Origin of the sequence: Oscillibacter sp. (assembly GCF_032060045.1) — a bacterium.
Taxonomy (GTDB): Bacteria; Bacillota; Clostridia; order Oscillospirales; family Oscillospiraceae; genus Oscillibacter.
The window spans coordinates 1-15,051 of sequence record NZ_DAMBZJ010000047.1; the positions used below are offsets into that span (position 1 = coordinate 1).

Consider the following 15,051-nt stretch of genomic DNA (forward strand, 5'->3'; position numbering starts at 1 on the left):
GGGAGAAACTCGAAATCCACGTCGATTCCCGTAAAACCCTTTTCCTGAAGCAGGGCACCTATTTCGGAAATTAGGCGGTTCTGTGCGGACATGTCCGTGAGGACCAGCGTTGCGCGGTCAGCGTCGAACTGGTCCTCCTCTGTGTAAGAGGAAAGATGAAGCACAGGCCGGGCCCCGTGAGTCCGGGCCGAGAGCAGCAACGCGTCGTCATTCAGCGGGAGAAGACCTCCCTCTGCTGTGATGCCATAAGTAAAAGGGGTGAGAAAGGTAAGGTACGGCGTTTGTGCATCCAACTGAAGCGTTTCAGTAAAAGGGTATGCATAGCCGTTAAAAATGGCGGAGTCAGTGGGTGGGTCCTGATAAGAGATGACCAGCTCCATCCCTTCCTCCAGCCCGGAAAGGCCACCCAGACTCCAATTGTTCTGATAGAGTTTTCGGACGCTCACGCCATATTCCGCTGCAATGGAGGTCAGCGTATCCCCGAGACGGACGGCGTGGACCAGCTCCGGAAACCGGACAACCAGAGTTTGTCCCACGGCCAGAGCTCCGGAGGCTCCCACCTCGTTATCCGCTGCCAGCCGAAAGGGATCGACCCCGTAAGCGGCGGCAATGGAGTCAACGGTTTCATCGACAGTGACCACATGAATCGTCATTTCAGCATTCCCCCTTGTTGGGAAAGCGTATGCGCGGACGAAGGGGAATATGCGAGGAAAAGAGCAGCTAAGAAAGACAGCAATCCTTGGCACGGAGAAAGCCAGACTGGTAGATTACTAATTCCAAATACCGGAAAAAAGTCCGGACAAGCTGATAATTCAGGCGAAAAACGGATTTATGAACAGACACAAAAAAATCTTGCATTTCAAAAATAAATACGATAACATAATGAAGGATATTAGAGAATGTCTTATTTGTACTAAGAAACATGAAAGGGCGGCATAGCGTGTGAACATAAAAAAATACGAGGCATTCGTCCGTGCCGTAGAGCTGGGAAGCCTGTCGAAAGCGTCCGAAGAGCTTGGATATACGCAGTCGGGCATCAGTCACATGATGCAGTCTCTGGAAGATGAGGTGGGCTTTTCCCTGATGATTCGAACCTCATCGGGGATTCTCCCCAACTCCGAGGGGGAAATGCTGCTGCCCATTATCCGCCAGCTCTTGAGAACCAACGAAAGCTTAGAACAAAACATTGCGAAGATCAAAGGCGCGGATACGGGGCATATTCGGATTGCATCCTTTTCCAGCATGGCAATTTACTGGCTCCCCAACATCATCAGCGCTTTTCAAAAGGATTATCCCAATGTGGAGATTCAGATCATTGAAGGAGGCGCCGACCGCATCAACGCCATGATGGACGCCCACGAAGCGGATTTGTGTCTGTACACCGGGGGAGAGAGCCGCTCCTTTGACTGGCTTCCCCTTTGCAAGGACGAGATGTTGGCGTTGCTGCCGCCGGGACACCCTTTGACAGAGGGGGACTCTGTGCCTGTGGAAGCGTTTAAAAACGAGCAATTTATTATGCCTATGGCAGGTTATGACTACGAGGTACATCATGTGCTGGACCGGTTGGAGCACTATCCTCACATTCGCTTTTCCGCCTGCAACGACCATGCAATCGTCAATTTGGTGACGGCGGGACTGGGAGTGGCCATCTTGCCGGAGCTGCTTTTGCGCAACTATCGCAATGACGCGGTGGCGATGTCGCTGGACCCGCCGCAGTATCGCATTCTGGGAATGGGTGTGCCGCAGCTGAAATCCGTATCCCCCGTGACACGGAATTTTATAAGGTATGTGCAGGAATACGCGAAGGGGCGGACGGGCGCAGACAAACTCCCGTGATAAGATGGCGGGGAATTTAACCGAGAGGGGGCGGCGGCTTGCTGATTCTGCTGTTTGGACTGTGGATTTTTTTGTCGGGGAAGCTGGACATGGAGGTCTGCATCATCGGGGGCGCTGTTTCCGCAGGACTGTATCTATTGGCCTGCAAAACGCTGGGATACAGTCCCAGGGGAGACTGGAAGGCTTTGAAAAAAACAGGGAGTGCGATCCGATATCTAATTTACCTGACGAAGGAACTGCTTTTGGCGGGACTAGTGGTCATGCGGCTTATTTACACCAAGGGACGAAACATGGAGCCAAGACTTATCTGGTTTCGGACGGATTTGACACACCAGAGCGCCCGGGCGGCCCTCAGCGATGCGATTACGCTGACGGCGGGGACCATTGTTGTGTCGCAGGAGGGGAATCTGCTGTGCGTCCACACGCTGGACACGTCTCTTGCCGAGGGGTTGGAGCACGGCGAGCTTGAACGAAAGCTGCAAGGGCTGGAGAGAAACGTATGACCGATGTGAAAAATGCGGCACTGACGACGGCGATTGTTTTACTGGCCGTGCTGATGCTGGCCACACTGGTGCGGGCGGTGATTGGTCCGCGGTTTACCGACCGGATTGTGGCCGTGAACATGATCAACACCATGGCGGTGGCAGTGATTGCCATTTTATCAGTGCGAATGGGTGAGGCCTTTTTGGTGGATGTGGCACTGGTTTACGCCCTTTTAAGTTTTTTGACCGTGATAGTGATGGCTCGAATGGGGCTGATTCGCCACTGGCGCAAGGAAAAGGGCACCAAGACCGCACCGGAGAAAAAGGAGACGGCTGAGCATGGGGAGTGACATACTGACCGGACTGGGGCTGGTATTTCTGGCCTTTGGAGTCTTTACGTTTTTTACGGCGGTACTTGGACTTTATCGATTTGACCGGGCGCTGAACCGGATGCACGCCGCCGCTGTGGGAGATGCGCTGGGGATTTTCTGCATTTTGGTGGGTATTGTTTTATTTCATGTACCCACCCTTGCATCTTTGAAATCACTGTTGATTCTGGTGTTTTTGTGGATTACCAGCCCCGTGGCGAGCCACCTGATTGCACAGGTGGAGACGGTTACCAATCCCAATCTGAAGGCTGAATGTAAGGTGGAGATACGATGACACTATTGGAAAATATTTTGCTGGTTGGACTGATTGTTTGCGCAGCGGCGGTTCCGCTTTGTAAGCGGCTGCTGGCGTCGGTCATTGTATATCTCTCCTTTTCGGTGATGCTGGCGGTGCTGTGGAGCGTGCTGGAAAGTCCGGACTTGGCCATGACGGAGGCGGCGGTTGGCGCAGGCGTCAGCGGGATCCTCTTCTTTTTGACGCTGAAGAAAATCAATGCGCTGAAAGGAACACGGGATGAGTGAGCGGGGTGGATGGAAGCGGTTTGCCGAATGGGTGAACGGCGAGGCGGAAGCCGGAGATCCCACCACCCAATATGTAATGGACCGGCGCCCGGTACGGCCACAGGAAACGCACGAGCTGCACGAGGCGCGGGAGAGACTGCGGCTGCAAAAATTTCTGGGACTGTACCCGCTGGCGGCAGGACTTTTATGCATAATGCTAATTTTCATTCTACTGTCCACAGTGATTTACATTCCGCCCTTCGGGCAGCCGGGAAACCCCACCAACAACGAAGTGTCTCGGCACTATCTGGAGAATACCGTGGAGGAGACGGGCGCCAGTAACGCCGTGACGGGCATGATTTTGTGCTATCGCGGCTTTGACACGCTGGGAGAGAGCTGCGTTTTGTTTTTGGCGGTGAGCAGCGTGATGATTCTGCTGCAAAGGGACAAAAACAACACCGGAGAGCGGGCGCAGCTCAGGCTGAAACGGGAGGACGCTGCGGAACGGGCCCATGAGGACAACATTCTGCAAAAGTCCGCCAAGCTTCTGATCCCGTTTGTCTTCCTATTTGCCGCGTATGTGCTGTTGAACGGAGAATCGTCCCCGGGAGGGGGCTTTTCCGGAGGCGCGATTCTCAGCGGAGGGCTGATTTTGTATTCGGTGGCCTTCGGGCCGGAGCGACTGAGCAGACTGCTGACCCGCAGCTTATACAGCGGCGTGCGGGTGGTGGGGTTGATGGCTTATACACTGACCTACGGCGTGTATATCTTTGCAGGGGCGAATGGTCTATCCATCGACATGGAGTGGATGATGACGGTGATTGAGCTGGCGGTGGGACTAGTGGTGGCCTGCGCCATCTATGGATTTTATGCGATGTTTCAAAGGGGGAAGATCTGATGCCGGAATTGGTTGCCCAGAACCGCTTTGCCGTAGTGGCGGTAATTTTATTCGGAATTGGACTTCTGAACATGATGCTTCAGCAGAATCTGGTGAAAAAAGTCATCGGGCTGAGCATCATGGATTCCGCCATTTTTATGTTGCTGGCATCCCTTGGGTACATCGAGGGACACGGTGCCCCCATTATAGCGGAAGGGGCTGCCAATGCCTCGCTGTACATTAACCCAATTCCCAGCGGCTTAGTGCTGACGGGGATCGTGGTATCCGTCAGTGTGACCGCGTTTTCTCTGGCGCTGGTGCAGCGCATTTACCAGCGGTATGGAACTGTTGAACTGCCCGAGCTGCTGGAGCGAGCCAAGAAGGAGGAGGATTGATGCGCCCTTTTTATGAAAACCTCCCCTTTTTTAGCATGTTTGTCGCCATTTTGTGCGGCGTGCTGTCCTCGGTGATTCGGGACGGGCGGAGGGCCTATGTACTGGCGCTGGCCATGACGGCAATTACGACCGTGCTGTCGGTGGTGCTGCTGTACTACGTGTACACGCGAAATGTGAGTTTTGTATACGCCATGGGGCGGTTTGCCGCGCCTTATGGAAACGCCATTAAGGCGGGACCGTTGCAGGCGCTGTTGGCGGCGGCTTTTTCCATTGTGATGGGCCTGTCGCTACTGGGAGGCGGACGGAGCTTGTCGCATGACATTCTGCCAGAGAAACAGGGACTGTATTTTGTGATGGCAGACCTGATGCTGGCGGGTGTTTTAGCGCTGATTTACACCAACGACATGTTTACCGCCTATGTATTTATCGAGATTACCACCATCGCGGCCTGCGCCATGGTGATGGCAAAGGATACGGGACCGAATCTCATCGCCACCATCCGCTATCTGTTTATGAGCCTGTTAGGCTCGGGTCTATTTCTGATCGGTCTTGCTCTGCTGGATAGCATTGGCGGGTATCTTTTGATGGAGCCCTTGGCAAGGGCAGTGGAGATTTTGGCGGAGCTGGGACAGTATCATAGGCCCCTTATTGTGTCCATCGGCTTGATGGTGGTGGGACTTGGCATCAAGAGCGCCATGTTTCCCTTTCACCTGTGGCTGCCGGACGCACACGGCGGAGCCACCTCGTCTTCCTCGGCAATTTTATCGGGCATTGTGCTGAAGGGCTATGTAGTGCTGATCATTACGCTGATGACGCGGGTGTTTGGACTGGAACTGATGCGCGAGGTAGGCGTGACCCGTATTTTGCTGGTTGCAGGGATGCTGGGAATGATTTTCGGGTCTCTGGCGGCCATGCGGGAATATCACGTGAAGCGGATGCTGGCCAACTCCTCGGTGGCACAGATTGGGTATATTTTTATGGGGCTGGGGCTTGGAACGGAGTTCGGCGTGGCGGCGGCGTGCTTTCATATGCTAGTCCACGCGGCCTGCAAGCCGCTGCTGTTTCTCTGCGCTGGGCGGCTCTCCGACGTCAGCGGGCATCACCGGTCCCTGAAAAACTTGCGGGGCAGCGCGTACCGGGATTTTGGCGCGGGAGTGGGGTTTACCGTGGGCGCGCTGAGCATGATCGGGATTCCCCTGCTGGGAGGGTTTGTTTCCAAGCTCTATCTTTCGGAAGCGGCGCTGGCGACGCCCTATGTGGCGGTGGTGCTGCTGACCATCGCGGCTTCCACGGTGCTGAACGCGCTGTACTATGTGCCGGCGACGCTGGCCATCTGGGTGCGGCCCCCGTGGGAGGAAATCAGGGAGGTTATGCGTGACGTGAAGCCGGAAGACACGCGCTTCGACCGCTCTTTCTTCACAGCGACCGCGCTGTTTATCTGCCTGATTTTCCTTTTGGGCATTGTCTACCTTCCCGTGATGAATGTGATTTATGCAGGCATTCGGCTGAATTGAGCGCGGGACCGGCGAAGAGAGCCGAATTTTTTGCGAGGGGAGAACCGCTTTGCTGTTACTACCGATTTTGCTGCCGATATTCGGAGGCGTGTTCGTCTTCCGGGAGAGGGAGGAGAAGACACGCAACCGGCTGACGCTGTGGCTGACCGTGCTGACGGCGGCGGCGGCGGGGATTTTGTGCGTGCTGCCGGAGCAGTCGCTAAGGCTGATGACTATTGAAGGGTCCTTATATCTGGAGCTGCAAAGCGACTCTCTTGGAAAGTTTTTCATGGTGCTGACTTCGGCAATCTGGCTGCCGGTGGCGATATTTGCCGAGCCATATCTCCGACACGGTGGGAAGGGCCAGCAGTTTCAGGGCTTTTACACCATGACACTGGGAACACTGATGGGGCTTGCCCTTGCGGACAACTTTGTGACACTGTACATGTTTTTCGAGCTGATGACGCTTTTGACGGCTCCACTGGTGCTGCACGGCGGTACGCCCGCTGCGCGGCGGGCGGGGCTGAAGTATCTGGGGTATTCCGTATTTGGTGCGGGAATGGCGCTGGCGGGATATTTCTTTTTATCCCACTTTTTGACCAACCAGAGCTTTACCTGCGGCGGCGCGCTGAATCTGCCGTTGGCGGCGGCCCACAGGCCCCTGCTATTGATTGTGTTTTTTGTGATGACCATTGGTTTTGGCGCCAAGGCGGGTATGATGCCCATGCAGGCGTGGCTTCCCACGGCCCATCCCGTGGCCCCGGCGCCGGCTTCCGCCGTGCTATCCGGTGTGATTACCAAGGGCGGTGTGCTGGCCATTCTCCGGGTGACGTATTACCTGTTCGGCGCGGAGTTTTTGCGGGGGAGCTGGGCGCAGTACGCGTTGATTGGTCTTACGCTATGCACAGTGTTTACGGGGTCCATGCTGGCACTGAAGGAGAAGATTCTCAAGAAGCGGCTGGCCTATTCCACGGTGAGTCAGGTGTCCTATGTGCTGTTCGGGCTGCTGCTGCTCTCTCCAGAGGGCGTGCGAGGTGCGCTGTTGCAGATGACCTTCCACGCGCTGGCGAAGGATACCCTGTTTCTGGCGGCGGGCGCCATTATTGTGGCCACCAATTTCATCCATGTAGATCAATTGGTGGGCATCGGCAAGCGGATGCCAAGGACCATGGTCTGCTTTTCCGTTGCGGCGTTTTCCATTATCGGGATTCCACCCATGAGCGGGTTTATCAGTAAGTGGTACCTTGCCTCCGCCGCACTGAATTTTGAAGAGCGGGCGATGGGGTATCTGGGAGTGGCAATGTTGATATTATCGGCGTTGATGACCGCCGGATACCTGCTGCCCATTGTGGTGCGCGGCTTTTTCCCGGGACAGGACGTGCTGGTGGAGCGCAGGGAGGTTGGGCCGCGGATGACGACGCCCATGCTGGTGATGAGCATTGCGGTTCTGGTGCTGGGACTGTTTCCAAACGGTTTGCAGGCGTGGATTTCCACACTGCTGCCGCAGATATTCTGATTAGACTGAAGGAAAAGGAGGCGTGCGGATGCAATGGCTTCAGGCGCTGCCCATCTTGATTTCCGTGGCACTGGGTATTGGGCTGACAATTTTACAGCCCGGAGAGCGCAAGGTGCGCAACGCCTATATTATGGGCGCTGTACTTTTGACGGCGGGGCTTTCGTTTGCCGCCATTATTGCGGCAGGGCTGGCGGACACGGCTCCAGCCTGCACACTGGTGCGGTTTTCCAGCGAATTCTCTATTTCTTTGCGAATTGATGGATGTTCGATGGTGTATGGAGCCATCGTATCGGCTCTATGGCCGCTGATTACGCTGTACAGTCTGGATTACATGTCCCACGAGGGACACGAAAGCCGGTTTTTCGGATTCTGGATTGCAAGCTTTGGTGTGGTGCTGGGGATTGCGTTTGCAGAGGATTTTCTCACCCTGTATCTGTTTTACGAGCTGCTGACGCTGGCGACATTGCCGCTGGTGATGCACTTTATGGACGAGAAAGCCCGGTATGCAGGGAGAAAATACTTGGTGTATTCCCTGTCGGGAGCGGCGTTTGCCTTTATCGGCATCGTGTTTTTACTGCGCTATGGAACAACGCTGGACTTTACTTACGGCGGCGTGCTGGACCTTGTAAGGGCGGCGGGGAACGAGACGACGCTGTGGGCAGTGTTCGTTTTGGCGTTTTTCGGCTTCGGCGTAAAGGCGGCAGTATTTCCCTTTGGCGCGTGGCTGCCGGACGCGTCCGTGGCGCCCACGCCGGTATCTGCCCTGCTCCATGCGGTGGCAGTGGTGAAGGCGGGGGCTTTTGCGGTGCTGCGGTTGATTTACTTCGGATTCGGCGCGGATTTTCTACGGGGAAGCTGGGCCCAGTACGTGGTGATGACGGCGGCGATCCTGACCATCATCTACGGTGCAGCCCGGGCGTTACGCACACCCCACCTGAAGCGGCGGTTGGCTTTTTCCACGGTGAGCAACCTGAGCTACATTCTTTTTTCCCTGACGCTGATGGTGCCTGCGGGGTTGGTGGGCGCGCTGACGCATATGGTCTATCATGCGGTGGTGAAAATCACCATGTTTTGCTGCGCCGGGTCCATTATTCAAAAGAGTGGGCGGGAGTATATCTATGAATTTGAGGGATTGGGGCGGCGGATGCCGGTGGTATTCGCGACATTTACCGTATCAGCCTTTGCTCTGATCGGCGTGCCGCCTTTGGGAGGCTTTGTGGGAAAGTGGATGATCTGCACGGCGGCGGTGCTTTCGGAGGACCCTTGGGCCTATTTCGGAATCGGGGCGCTGATTTTGTCCACGTTGCTGACGACGCTGTACATGATGACTATTTTCGTTAGGGCATGGTTCCCGGTAGGCGCGGTGGACCATGAGGCGCTTTCCAAAATCCACGACCCGGGTCTGGCGATGACCGTTCCACTGGTGGTGCTGGCGGCGGCGGGTGTGGCATTGGCGCTGTTTTCTGCGCCGCTGATTGAATTTTTGCAGGCGGTGGGTCTGAACACGCTATGAAAGGGGGAGACGCTGGATGAGTTCGTTTTTACTGCTGTTTTTGGTGTTTTTTCCGTTTCTGGCGGCGTATTTTGTATACCCCATGCGAAGAAGAGGGCGCGAATACCGCAATCTGTATGTCCGCATTATTCCGGCGGTGGAGATTTTTGCGGCGCTGCTGCTCCTGCTCGGGCCGGGAACGGCAGTACTCCCTCAGTTGTGTGGGCTGGGGCTGCGGTTTGAGGCGGGGAGCCTCCACACGACCATGGCCGTTCTGGCGGCGTTCTTATGGCTGATGACGGCGCTGCCAAGCAAGGAGTATTTTGCGGAACGGGAGGGCGTGAACCGGTACTACTGCGCATGGATGGTTACGCTGGGGGCTCTGATGGGCGTGTTTCTGGCGGCGGATTTTTTCACGCTATTTATATTTTTTGAGATTATGTCCTTCGCCTCCTATGTCTGGGTGGCACAGAATGAAAACCCCGATGCGCTGCGGGCCGGGCAAACGTATCTGGCGGTGGCGGTGTTTGGGGGAATGCTTCTGCTGGTGGGACTTTTGATGCTGAATCATCTGCTGGGATCTCTGGTATTTCAGGAACTGCCTGCACTGGTGGCGGCGCTGGAGGACGGGCGGCGGGGAGAACTGCTGGTGGCGGGACTGTTCTGCCTGACGGGCTTTGGCGCGAAGGCGGGCATGGTTCCTCTGCACATCTGGCTTCCCAAGGCCCATCCCGTGGCGCCGGCGCCGGCTTCCGCGCTGTTGAGCGGAATTCTTACCAAGAGCGGAATTTTCGGAATTTTAATAATTTCCCGGTATCTGCTTTTTTTCAGCACGGAATGGAATGGAGTGCTGCTCTTATCCGGGACTGTTACGATGATGCTGGGGGCGGTGTTGGCACTATTCTCCGTCAATCTAAAAAGGGCGCTGGCCTGTTCTTCTATGTCTCAGATCGGGTTTATCCTGATCGGCGTAGCCATGCAGGGGTATCTGGGAGAAGACAATGTTTTGGCGGCATGGGGAACCGTGCTGCACATGATGAATCACGGGCTGATTAAGCTGGTGCTGTTTGTATCGGCAGGCGTGATTTATCTGGGGACCCACTCGCTGGATTTAAACGAGCTGCGGGGCTGGGGACGGAACACGCCTGCGCTGAAAGCGATCTTTTTTGTGGGTGCGGCGGCGATTGTGGGCGTGCCGGGAACCTCGGGGTATATCAGCAAAACGCTGCTGCATGAGAGCATTGTGGAGTACATCCACCACCTTGATCACATCGGAAACACAGCGGTGGGCTTTCGGGTTGTGGAGTGGCTGTTTTTAATTTCCGGAGGACTGACGGCAGCGTATATGACGAAGCTGTTTGCGGCGATTTTTATTGAAAAGCGGGCGGAGAAGCAAAGATTCAGCGCCCGGGAGTACATGACCCCGGCTACCGGGATGGCGATCGGGTTGACGGCATGTTTGCTGGTGGTCTTTGGGCTGACACCGTGGGTTTCCATGCAGGTGATTGCAGAGCGATCCTCTGTTTTTCTGAAGGCCGGGGAAAGTCACGGGATGTTCCACTATTTTTCATGGGTGAATCTGCAAGGGGCTCTGATTTCTCTGGGGATCGGCGCGGCGGTATATCTTCTGATTGTGCGGCTGGCGCTGTGCAGGCGAACCGCGGAGGGAACCGTATATCTGGAGCGGTGGCCCAGAGGCTTGGATTTGGAAGAGCTGATTTACCGTCCTGCCGTGAGGGGACTTGCGTTTTTTGGGGCAATGTGCGCTCGGACGGCGGCCGGATTGGGCGATCTTTTAGTAGTGGTGGGAGAAAAACTGCTGTATCTAAAAGCGCCTGGTATCTTTGTACCCAAAAAGAACGAAAATTTTGGCGTATACGCGCGCAGGCCCAAGCGGTTTTTGATTGGCGAAACCTTTGCCTTCGATTTGACGCTGGCGGGAATCGGACTGGTAGGCGCGCTGACTTATATCTTTTTTACCGGGTAGTTCTCGGACTGAAACAGAATAAAAACGGGCGGGAAGCGGTTTGCTTCCCGCCCGTTTTTTTAATTGACGCGGCGTAGCCACCCCTGCAGTGAGAGGGTGGATTTTTTTTATAAATTTTTAAAGATGTACGCGGGCGTGCAAATTTGGGGGAAAGGGAGGACGGATATAGAAGAGCGAGGTGATTGGATGGAGAAAAAACTGACGGGAGCGGAGCGGGATCGATTTTGCCGGGAATTTCTGCTCTCTATGGACCCCAATCGGGCGGCAAAAAGTATCGGAAGGGTCGACGGCTACGCGCTGCTGCGAAAAAGCGAGGTATCCGAGCGGCTGAAATGGATGCGCAAAATGGAACTGCCCACCCGGCAGGACATCTTACGGCGATTGGGGCAGATGGCATTTGGCCGAGTGTCCAGTGCGGCCAAGCTGGCAAGCAGGGAACTGATGGAAGCGGGAGAGTTGGATTTATCCGATGTTGCGGAACTGAAAATTACGGACAAAGGGACGGAGATGAAGCTCATTAACCGGGTGCAGGCGCTGGAGACGCTGTGGGGCCTTTTGGAGGAAGGCGGCGAAGACGGCATGGAGCGGTTTTTGCAGGCGCTGAAGACCGAAGACGAGAAGGAGGGGCCCGAGGGTGGAGGCGGTGCGGTTCTCTGAAAAGCAGCGGCGGGCGCTTCGGTGGTGGCAGACGGATGGAGAAAAGTATGACGCAATCATCTGCGACGGGGCGGTTCGCAGCGGAAAGACCTTTTCCATGGGGCTTTCTTTTTTTCTATGGGCACAGAGCAGCTTTGACCGGCAGCAATTTGGCGTGTGCGGAAAGACCATTCTCTCACTGCGCAGGAACGTGCTGGGGGAGATTGTGCCGGAGTTACGGAAGCTTGGAATGCAGTGTATTGAAAAGCGGTCGGAAAATCTGCTGGAGGTGCGCAGCGGGAAGCGGCACAATTGTTTTTACCTGTTTGGCGGAAAGGATGAATCCAGCGCGGCGCTGATTCAGGGGAGCACCTTTGCGGGGGTATTGCTGGACGAGGCGGCGTTGATGCCCCGCTCTTTTGTGGAGCAGGCTTGCGCCCGGTGTTCCATTGCAGGAAGCAAGCTGTGGCTGGATTGCAACCCAGAAGGCCCGCAGCACTGGTTTTACAGGGAGTGGATTTGCAAGGCGAAGGAAAAGCGGGCGCTGTATCTCCACTTTACCATGGAAGACAATCCGGCGCTGTCGGCGGAGGTCAAGCGGCGATATCGGAGTTGTTACAGCGGGATTTTCTACCGGCGGTTTGTGCTGGGGGAATGGGCTGCGGCGCAGGGGCTGGTGTACGACTTCTTTGATCGGGAGACATTTTGTCGCGACGCGCCGGAGGGAGAGCCGGAGCGATGGCGCATATCTGTGGATTACGGGACGGCAAACCCAGCGTCTTTTGGATTGTGGGGACTCTGGGATGGTGTGTGGTTTCGGGTGAAGGAATACTACTACAATTCCCGGGCGGAGGGACGGCAGAAGACCGATGCGGAGTATGTGGAGGATTTGAAGAAGCTGGGGGGAAAGCGGCGGATCGAGATGGTGGTGGTTGACCCGTCGGCGGCCAGTTTTATCGCGGCGCTGCGGCAGGCAGAATACAACGTTGAGAAGGCAAACAACGATGTACTGGACGGCATTCGCACCACGGCAGATGCGCTGAGGAGCGGAAGAATCATGATTTGTGGAAGTTGCGAGGATTGCCTGAGGGAGATGGAGTCCTATTGCTGGGAGCCGGGGGGGAAAGACGCTCCCAAAAAGGAAAACGACCACGCCATGGATGACCTACGTTATTTTGCCATGAGTTTGACAGGGGGCCGTGGCGGAGGCTTTGCAGCAACGTGGGTGGAGCGGAAAGCGTAAAAATGGGGGAGGAGCGAGAATGAGATTCGGGAAGAAGAAACAAACGCCGGAGAAAACGGCAGCTGTGGTACAACTTAGAAACGCGGAGCGGCATCCCTTTGGCGTTCTGGATGGGTATGTGCCTTTACGAAGCGGGGAGCTACGGCTGTATCGGGCGATCCGGGAAGGTGTTCCGGTGGTGGATGCGGCGGTTTACAAGCTGATTCGGATGACTGGGGGCGTGGATGTAACATGCACGGACGCTGCGGCGCAGCGGGAACTGCGGGAGTTTTTGAGGACGGTACCCACCGGGCGGGGACAGCGAGGGATGAACGCGTTTTTGGAGTGCTATCTGGATTCGCTTTTGACCTGTGGCCGGGCTATTGGTGAAATTGTGACGACGGGAAACGGACGGGAAATTGGGGCACTGCTGTGCGGTCGGACAGAGGACCTTGAGATTTACGAGGGAGAGAACCCGTTGGATTTTCAGCTCTGCGGAGCGGATGAGCACGGGAAAATAGGGCCAATGCCAAGGCAGGAGCTGCTGTTGTTCACCCCGTTTAATCCGGAGGCGGAGCATCCCTACGGCGTATCCCTTTTGCGGTCCATGCCATTTTTGACGGATATTCTCATGAAAATTTACCACACGATAGGAGTCAATTGGGAACGGTGCGGCAATGTGCGGTTTGCCGTGACCTGTAAGCCCGGAGAAGACGGGCGGGGACAGGCTGAAGAGCGCAGCCGACAATTGGCGGAGGAGTGGTCCGCCGCCATGCAGGACGCGAAAAATGGGCGTGTGCGTGATTTTGTGGCGGTTGGCGACGTTGAAATTAAGGCCATCGGCGCCGACGAGCAGATTTTAGACAGCAATGTGCCAGTGCGTCAGATTTTGGAGCAGATCGTGGCCAAGACGGGGATTCCTCCGTTTATGCTGGGACTGAGCTGGAATTCCACCGAGCGAATGAGTGCCCAGCAGGCCGATATGCTAACCACCGAAGTTGCCGCCATTCGGCGGACGCTAAATCCCGCCGTGGAGCGAATTTGCAGTTTATGGCTGCGGATGCACGGATATGGGTGTGGCTTTGAGACCGTTTGGGAGGACGTGAATTTGCAGGACGAGGTGGAAGACGCACGGGCATCGCTGTATCTGGAGCAGGCTCGGAAGCTGAGAATCGAGAACGACGCAGCAGAAAAAAAGGTGTGATGCGGCGGAGGTTGCGTTTTCATAATAAGTAGAGAGGGGCGAGGAAATGGACGTGCGAAAGGATGCGGGAACGGCGGAGCGGTGGGCGGCCGGAGAGGACGACATGGGGCTGATTAACCGCTTTTCCAAGGGAACACTGACGGCGGAGCAGGTATACACCTTTGCGGTGCGGCTGTGTGACAACGAGGTGGATCGGGATTTCGAGCGGTTTGATGAGGCGGCACTAAACATACTGGGAGATTTGTTCGTGGGGAAAAGTGGCGTGTTTGACCATCAATGGTCCGCGCTGGGGCAGACGGCCCGAATTTATCGGACGGAGTTGGTGCATGAAGCGGGACGCAGCACGGCGGCGGGAGACGGATACTGCTATCTCAAGGCGTGGGCCTATCTAATGAAGACGGAAAAAAATGCGGATTTGATTGCCGAAATTGAGGGAGGCATCAAAAAGGAGGTATCCGTTGGGTGCGCGGTGGGACGAAGCGTTTGCTCTGTGTGCGGCGAGGAGAGCGGGAGCTGCCGACACCAGAAGGGGCAGAACTATGGCGGGAAGCTGTGTTACGTGGAACTGCGGGAGCCGAAAGATGCCTATGAGTGGTCTTTTGTGGCGGTTCCTGCCCAGAGAGAGGCGGGCGTAATGAAGCGCTTCGGCGGTCAGTCGGGCGCGGAGTTGGAGCAATATGTGGGACAGCGGAAGGAATTCCGGGAAGCCTGGGACGCGCTGCGCAAGCAGGCGGAGCTGGGGCGGAATTATCTTTCCGGGCTGCGCCGGGAGGTAGTACGGCTGGCGCTGGTGAGCAACGAAGCTTTGGACGGGTCGGTGTTTCAGTCCATCGCGGACAAGCTGGATGAGGCAGAGCTGCTGGAGCTGAAAAAAGCTTATGAGGCCAGGGCTGAAAAAGTGTTTTCCGTGCAGCTTCGCCGGGCGGACCGGAGCGCGGAGCGGGAAGACGGGGAGCTGTTTCGGGTGTGACGCAATCCCCCCTGGATAAGGGAAAGGGCTGGGAAGCGATGGCCGCGACGA

Annotated in this window: 16 protein-coding genes; 15 read left to right on the forward strand and 1 reads right to left on the reverse strand. The window is 56.0% G+C overall.

Annotated elements, in window-relative coordinates; genetic code table 11:
- Window positions 1-653 (reverse strand): LysM peptidoglycan-binding domain-containing protein (locus RT018_RS14300; RefSeq protein WP_312942988.1); only part of this gene is annotated, 653 nt, incomplete at its 3' end.
- Window positions 654-942: 289 nt separating this feature from the next.
- On the opposite strand from RT018_RS14300, the gene RT018_RS14305 reads away from it, so the two are divergent.
- The 15 genes from RT018_RS14305 (at window position 943) to RT018_RS14375 (ending at window position 15,000) form a co-directional block, all read left to right on the forward strand.
- The gene (locus RT018_RS14305; protein WP_312942990.1) at window positions 943-1,836 is read left to right on the forward strand and encodes a LysR family transcriptional regulator; all 894 of its coding nucleotides are present in this window, start codon (window positions 943-945) and stop codon (window positions 1,834-1,836) included.
- Window positions 1,837-1,874: 38 nt separating this feature from the next.
- A complete protein-coding gene (locus RT018_RS14310; RefSeq protein ID WP_312942992.1) occupies window positions 1,875-2,339 on the forward strand; it encodes a Na+/H+ antiporter subunit E in 465 nt (154 codons plus the stop codon).
- Entirely contained in the window at window positions 2,336-2,668 is a 333-nt protein-coding gene (locus RT018_RS14315) for a monovalent cation/H+ antiporter complex subunit F (RefSeq protein WP_312942994.1), read from the forward strand. Before RT018_RS14310 ends, RT018_RS14315 begins: the two co-directional genes overlap by 4 nt.
- Window positions 2,658-2,981, forward strand: a complete 324-nt coding sequence (gene mnhG, locus RT018_RS14320; RefSeq protein WP_312942996.1) for a monovalent cation/H(+) antiporter subunit G — start codon at window positions 2,658-2,660, stop codon at window positions 2,979-2,981. Before RT018_RS14315 ends, mnhG begins: the two co-directional genes overlap by 11 nt.
- Window positions 2,978-3,229: a hydrogenase subunit MbhD domain-containing protein gene (locus RT018_RS14325; RefSeq protein WP_312942997.1), complete on the forward strand. Its 252-nt coding sequence runs from the start codon at window positions 2,978-2,980 to the stop codon at window positions 3,227-3,229. Before mnhG ends, RT018_RS14325 begins: the two co-directional genes overlap by 4 nt.
- The gene (gene mbhE / locus RT018_RS14330) at window positions 3,222-4,106 is read left to right on the forward strand and encodes a hydrogen gas-evolving membrane-bound hydrogenase subunit E (RefSeq protein ID WP_312942998.1); all 885 of its coding nucleotides are present in this window, start codon (window positions 3,222-3,224) and stop codon (window positions 4,104-4,106) included. The genes RT018_RS14325 and mbhE overlap by 8 nt, the downstream gene beginning before the upstream one ends.
- Window positions 4,106-4,480, forward strand: coding sequence for a sodium:proton antiporter (locus RT018_RS14335; protein ID WP_312942999.1), 375 nt, complete (start codon window positions 4,106-4,108; stop codon window positions 4,478-4,480). The genes mbhE and RT018_RS14335 overlap by 1 nt, the downstream gene beginning before the upstream one ends.
- Window positions 4,480-5,994: a proton-conducting transporter membrane subunit gene (locus RT018_RS14340; protein ID WP_312943001.1), complete on the forward strand. Its 1,515-nt coding sequence runs from the start codon at window positions 4,480-4,482 to the stop codon at window positions 5,992-5,994. The genes RT018_RS14335 and RT018_RS14340 overlap by 1 nt, the downstream gene beginning before the upstream one ends.
- 49 nt (window positions 5,995-6,043) lie before the next feature.
- Window positions 6,044-7,489 (forward strand): proton-conducting transporter membrane subunit, encoded by a 1,446-nt coding sequence (locus RT018_RS14345; protein WP_312943002.1) that lies wholly within the window; start codon window positions 6,044-6,046, stop codon window positions 7,487-7,489.
- A 28-nt stretch (window positions 7,490-7,517) separates the two neighbouring features.
- A complete protein-coding gene (locus RT018_RS14350; protein WP_312943003.1) occupies window positions 7,518-9,002 on the forward strand; it encodes a proton-conducting transporter membrane subunit in 1,485 nt (494 codons plus the stop codon).
- A gap of 16 nt (window positions 9,003-9,018) precedes the next feature.
- Window positions 9,019-10,968 (forward strand): proton-conducting transporter membrane subunit, encoded by a 1,950-nt coding sequence (locus RT018_RS14355; RefSeq protein ID WP_312943004.1) that lies wholly within the window; start codon window positions 9,019-9,021, stop codon window positions 10,966-10,968.
- A 186-nt stretch (window positions 10,969-11,154) separates the two neighbouring features.
- Entirely contained in the window at window positions 11,155-11,625 is a 471-nt protein-coding gene (locus tag RT018_RS14360) for a hypothetical protein (RefSeq protein WP_312943005.1), read from the forward strand.
- Entirely contained in the window at window positions 11,603-12,847 is a 1,245-nt protein-coding gene (locus RT018_RS14365; RefSeq protein ID WP_312943006.1) for a PBSX family phage terminase large subunit, read from the forward strand. The genes RT018_RS14360 and RT018_RS14365 overlap by 23 nt, the downstream gene beginning before the upstream one ends.
- Before the next feature lie 19 nt (window positions 12,848-12,866).
- Window positions 12,867-14,030: a serine/threonine protein phosphatase gene (locus tag RT018_RS14370; protein WP_312943007.1), complete on the forward strand. Its 1,164-nt coding sequence runs from the start codon at window positions 12,867-12,869 to the stop codon at window positions 14,028-14,030.
- Between the two features lie 46 nt (window positions 14,031-14,076).
- Complete coding sequence (locus RT018_RS14375; RefSeq protein WP_312943009.1) at window positions 14,077-15,000, forward strand: hypothetical protein; 924 nt, start codon at window positions 14,077-14,079, stop codon at window positions 14,998-15,000.
- Window positions 15,001-15,051: the final 51 nt, after the last annotated feature.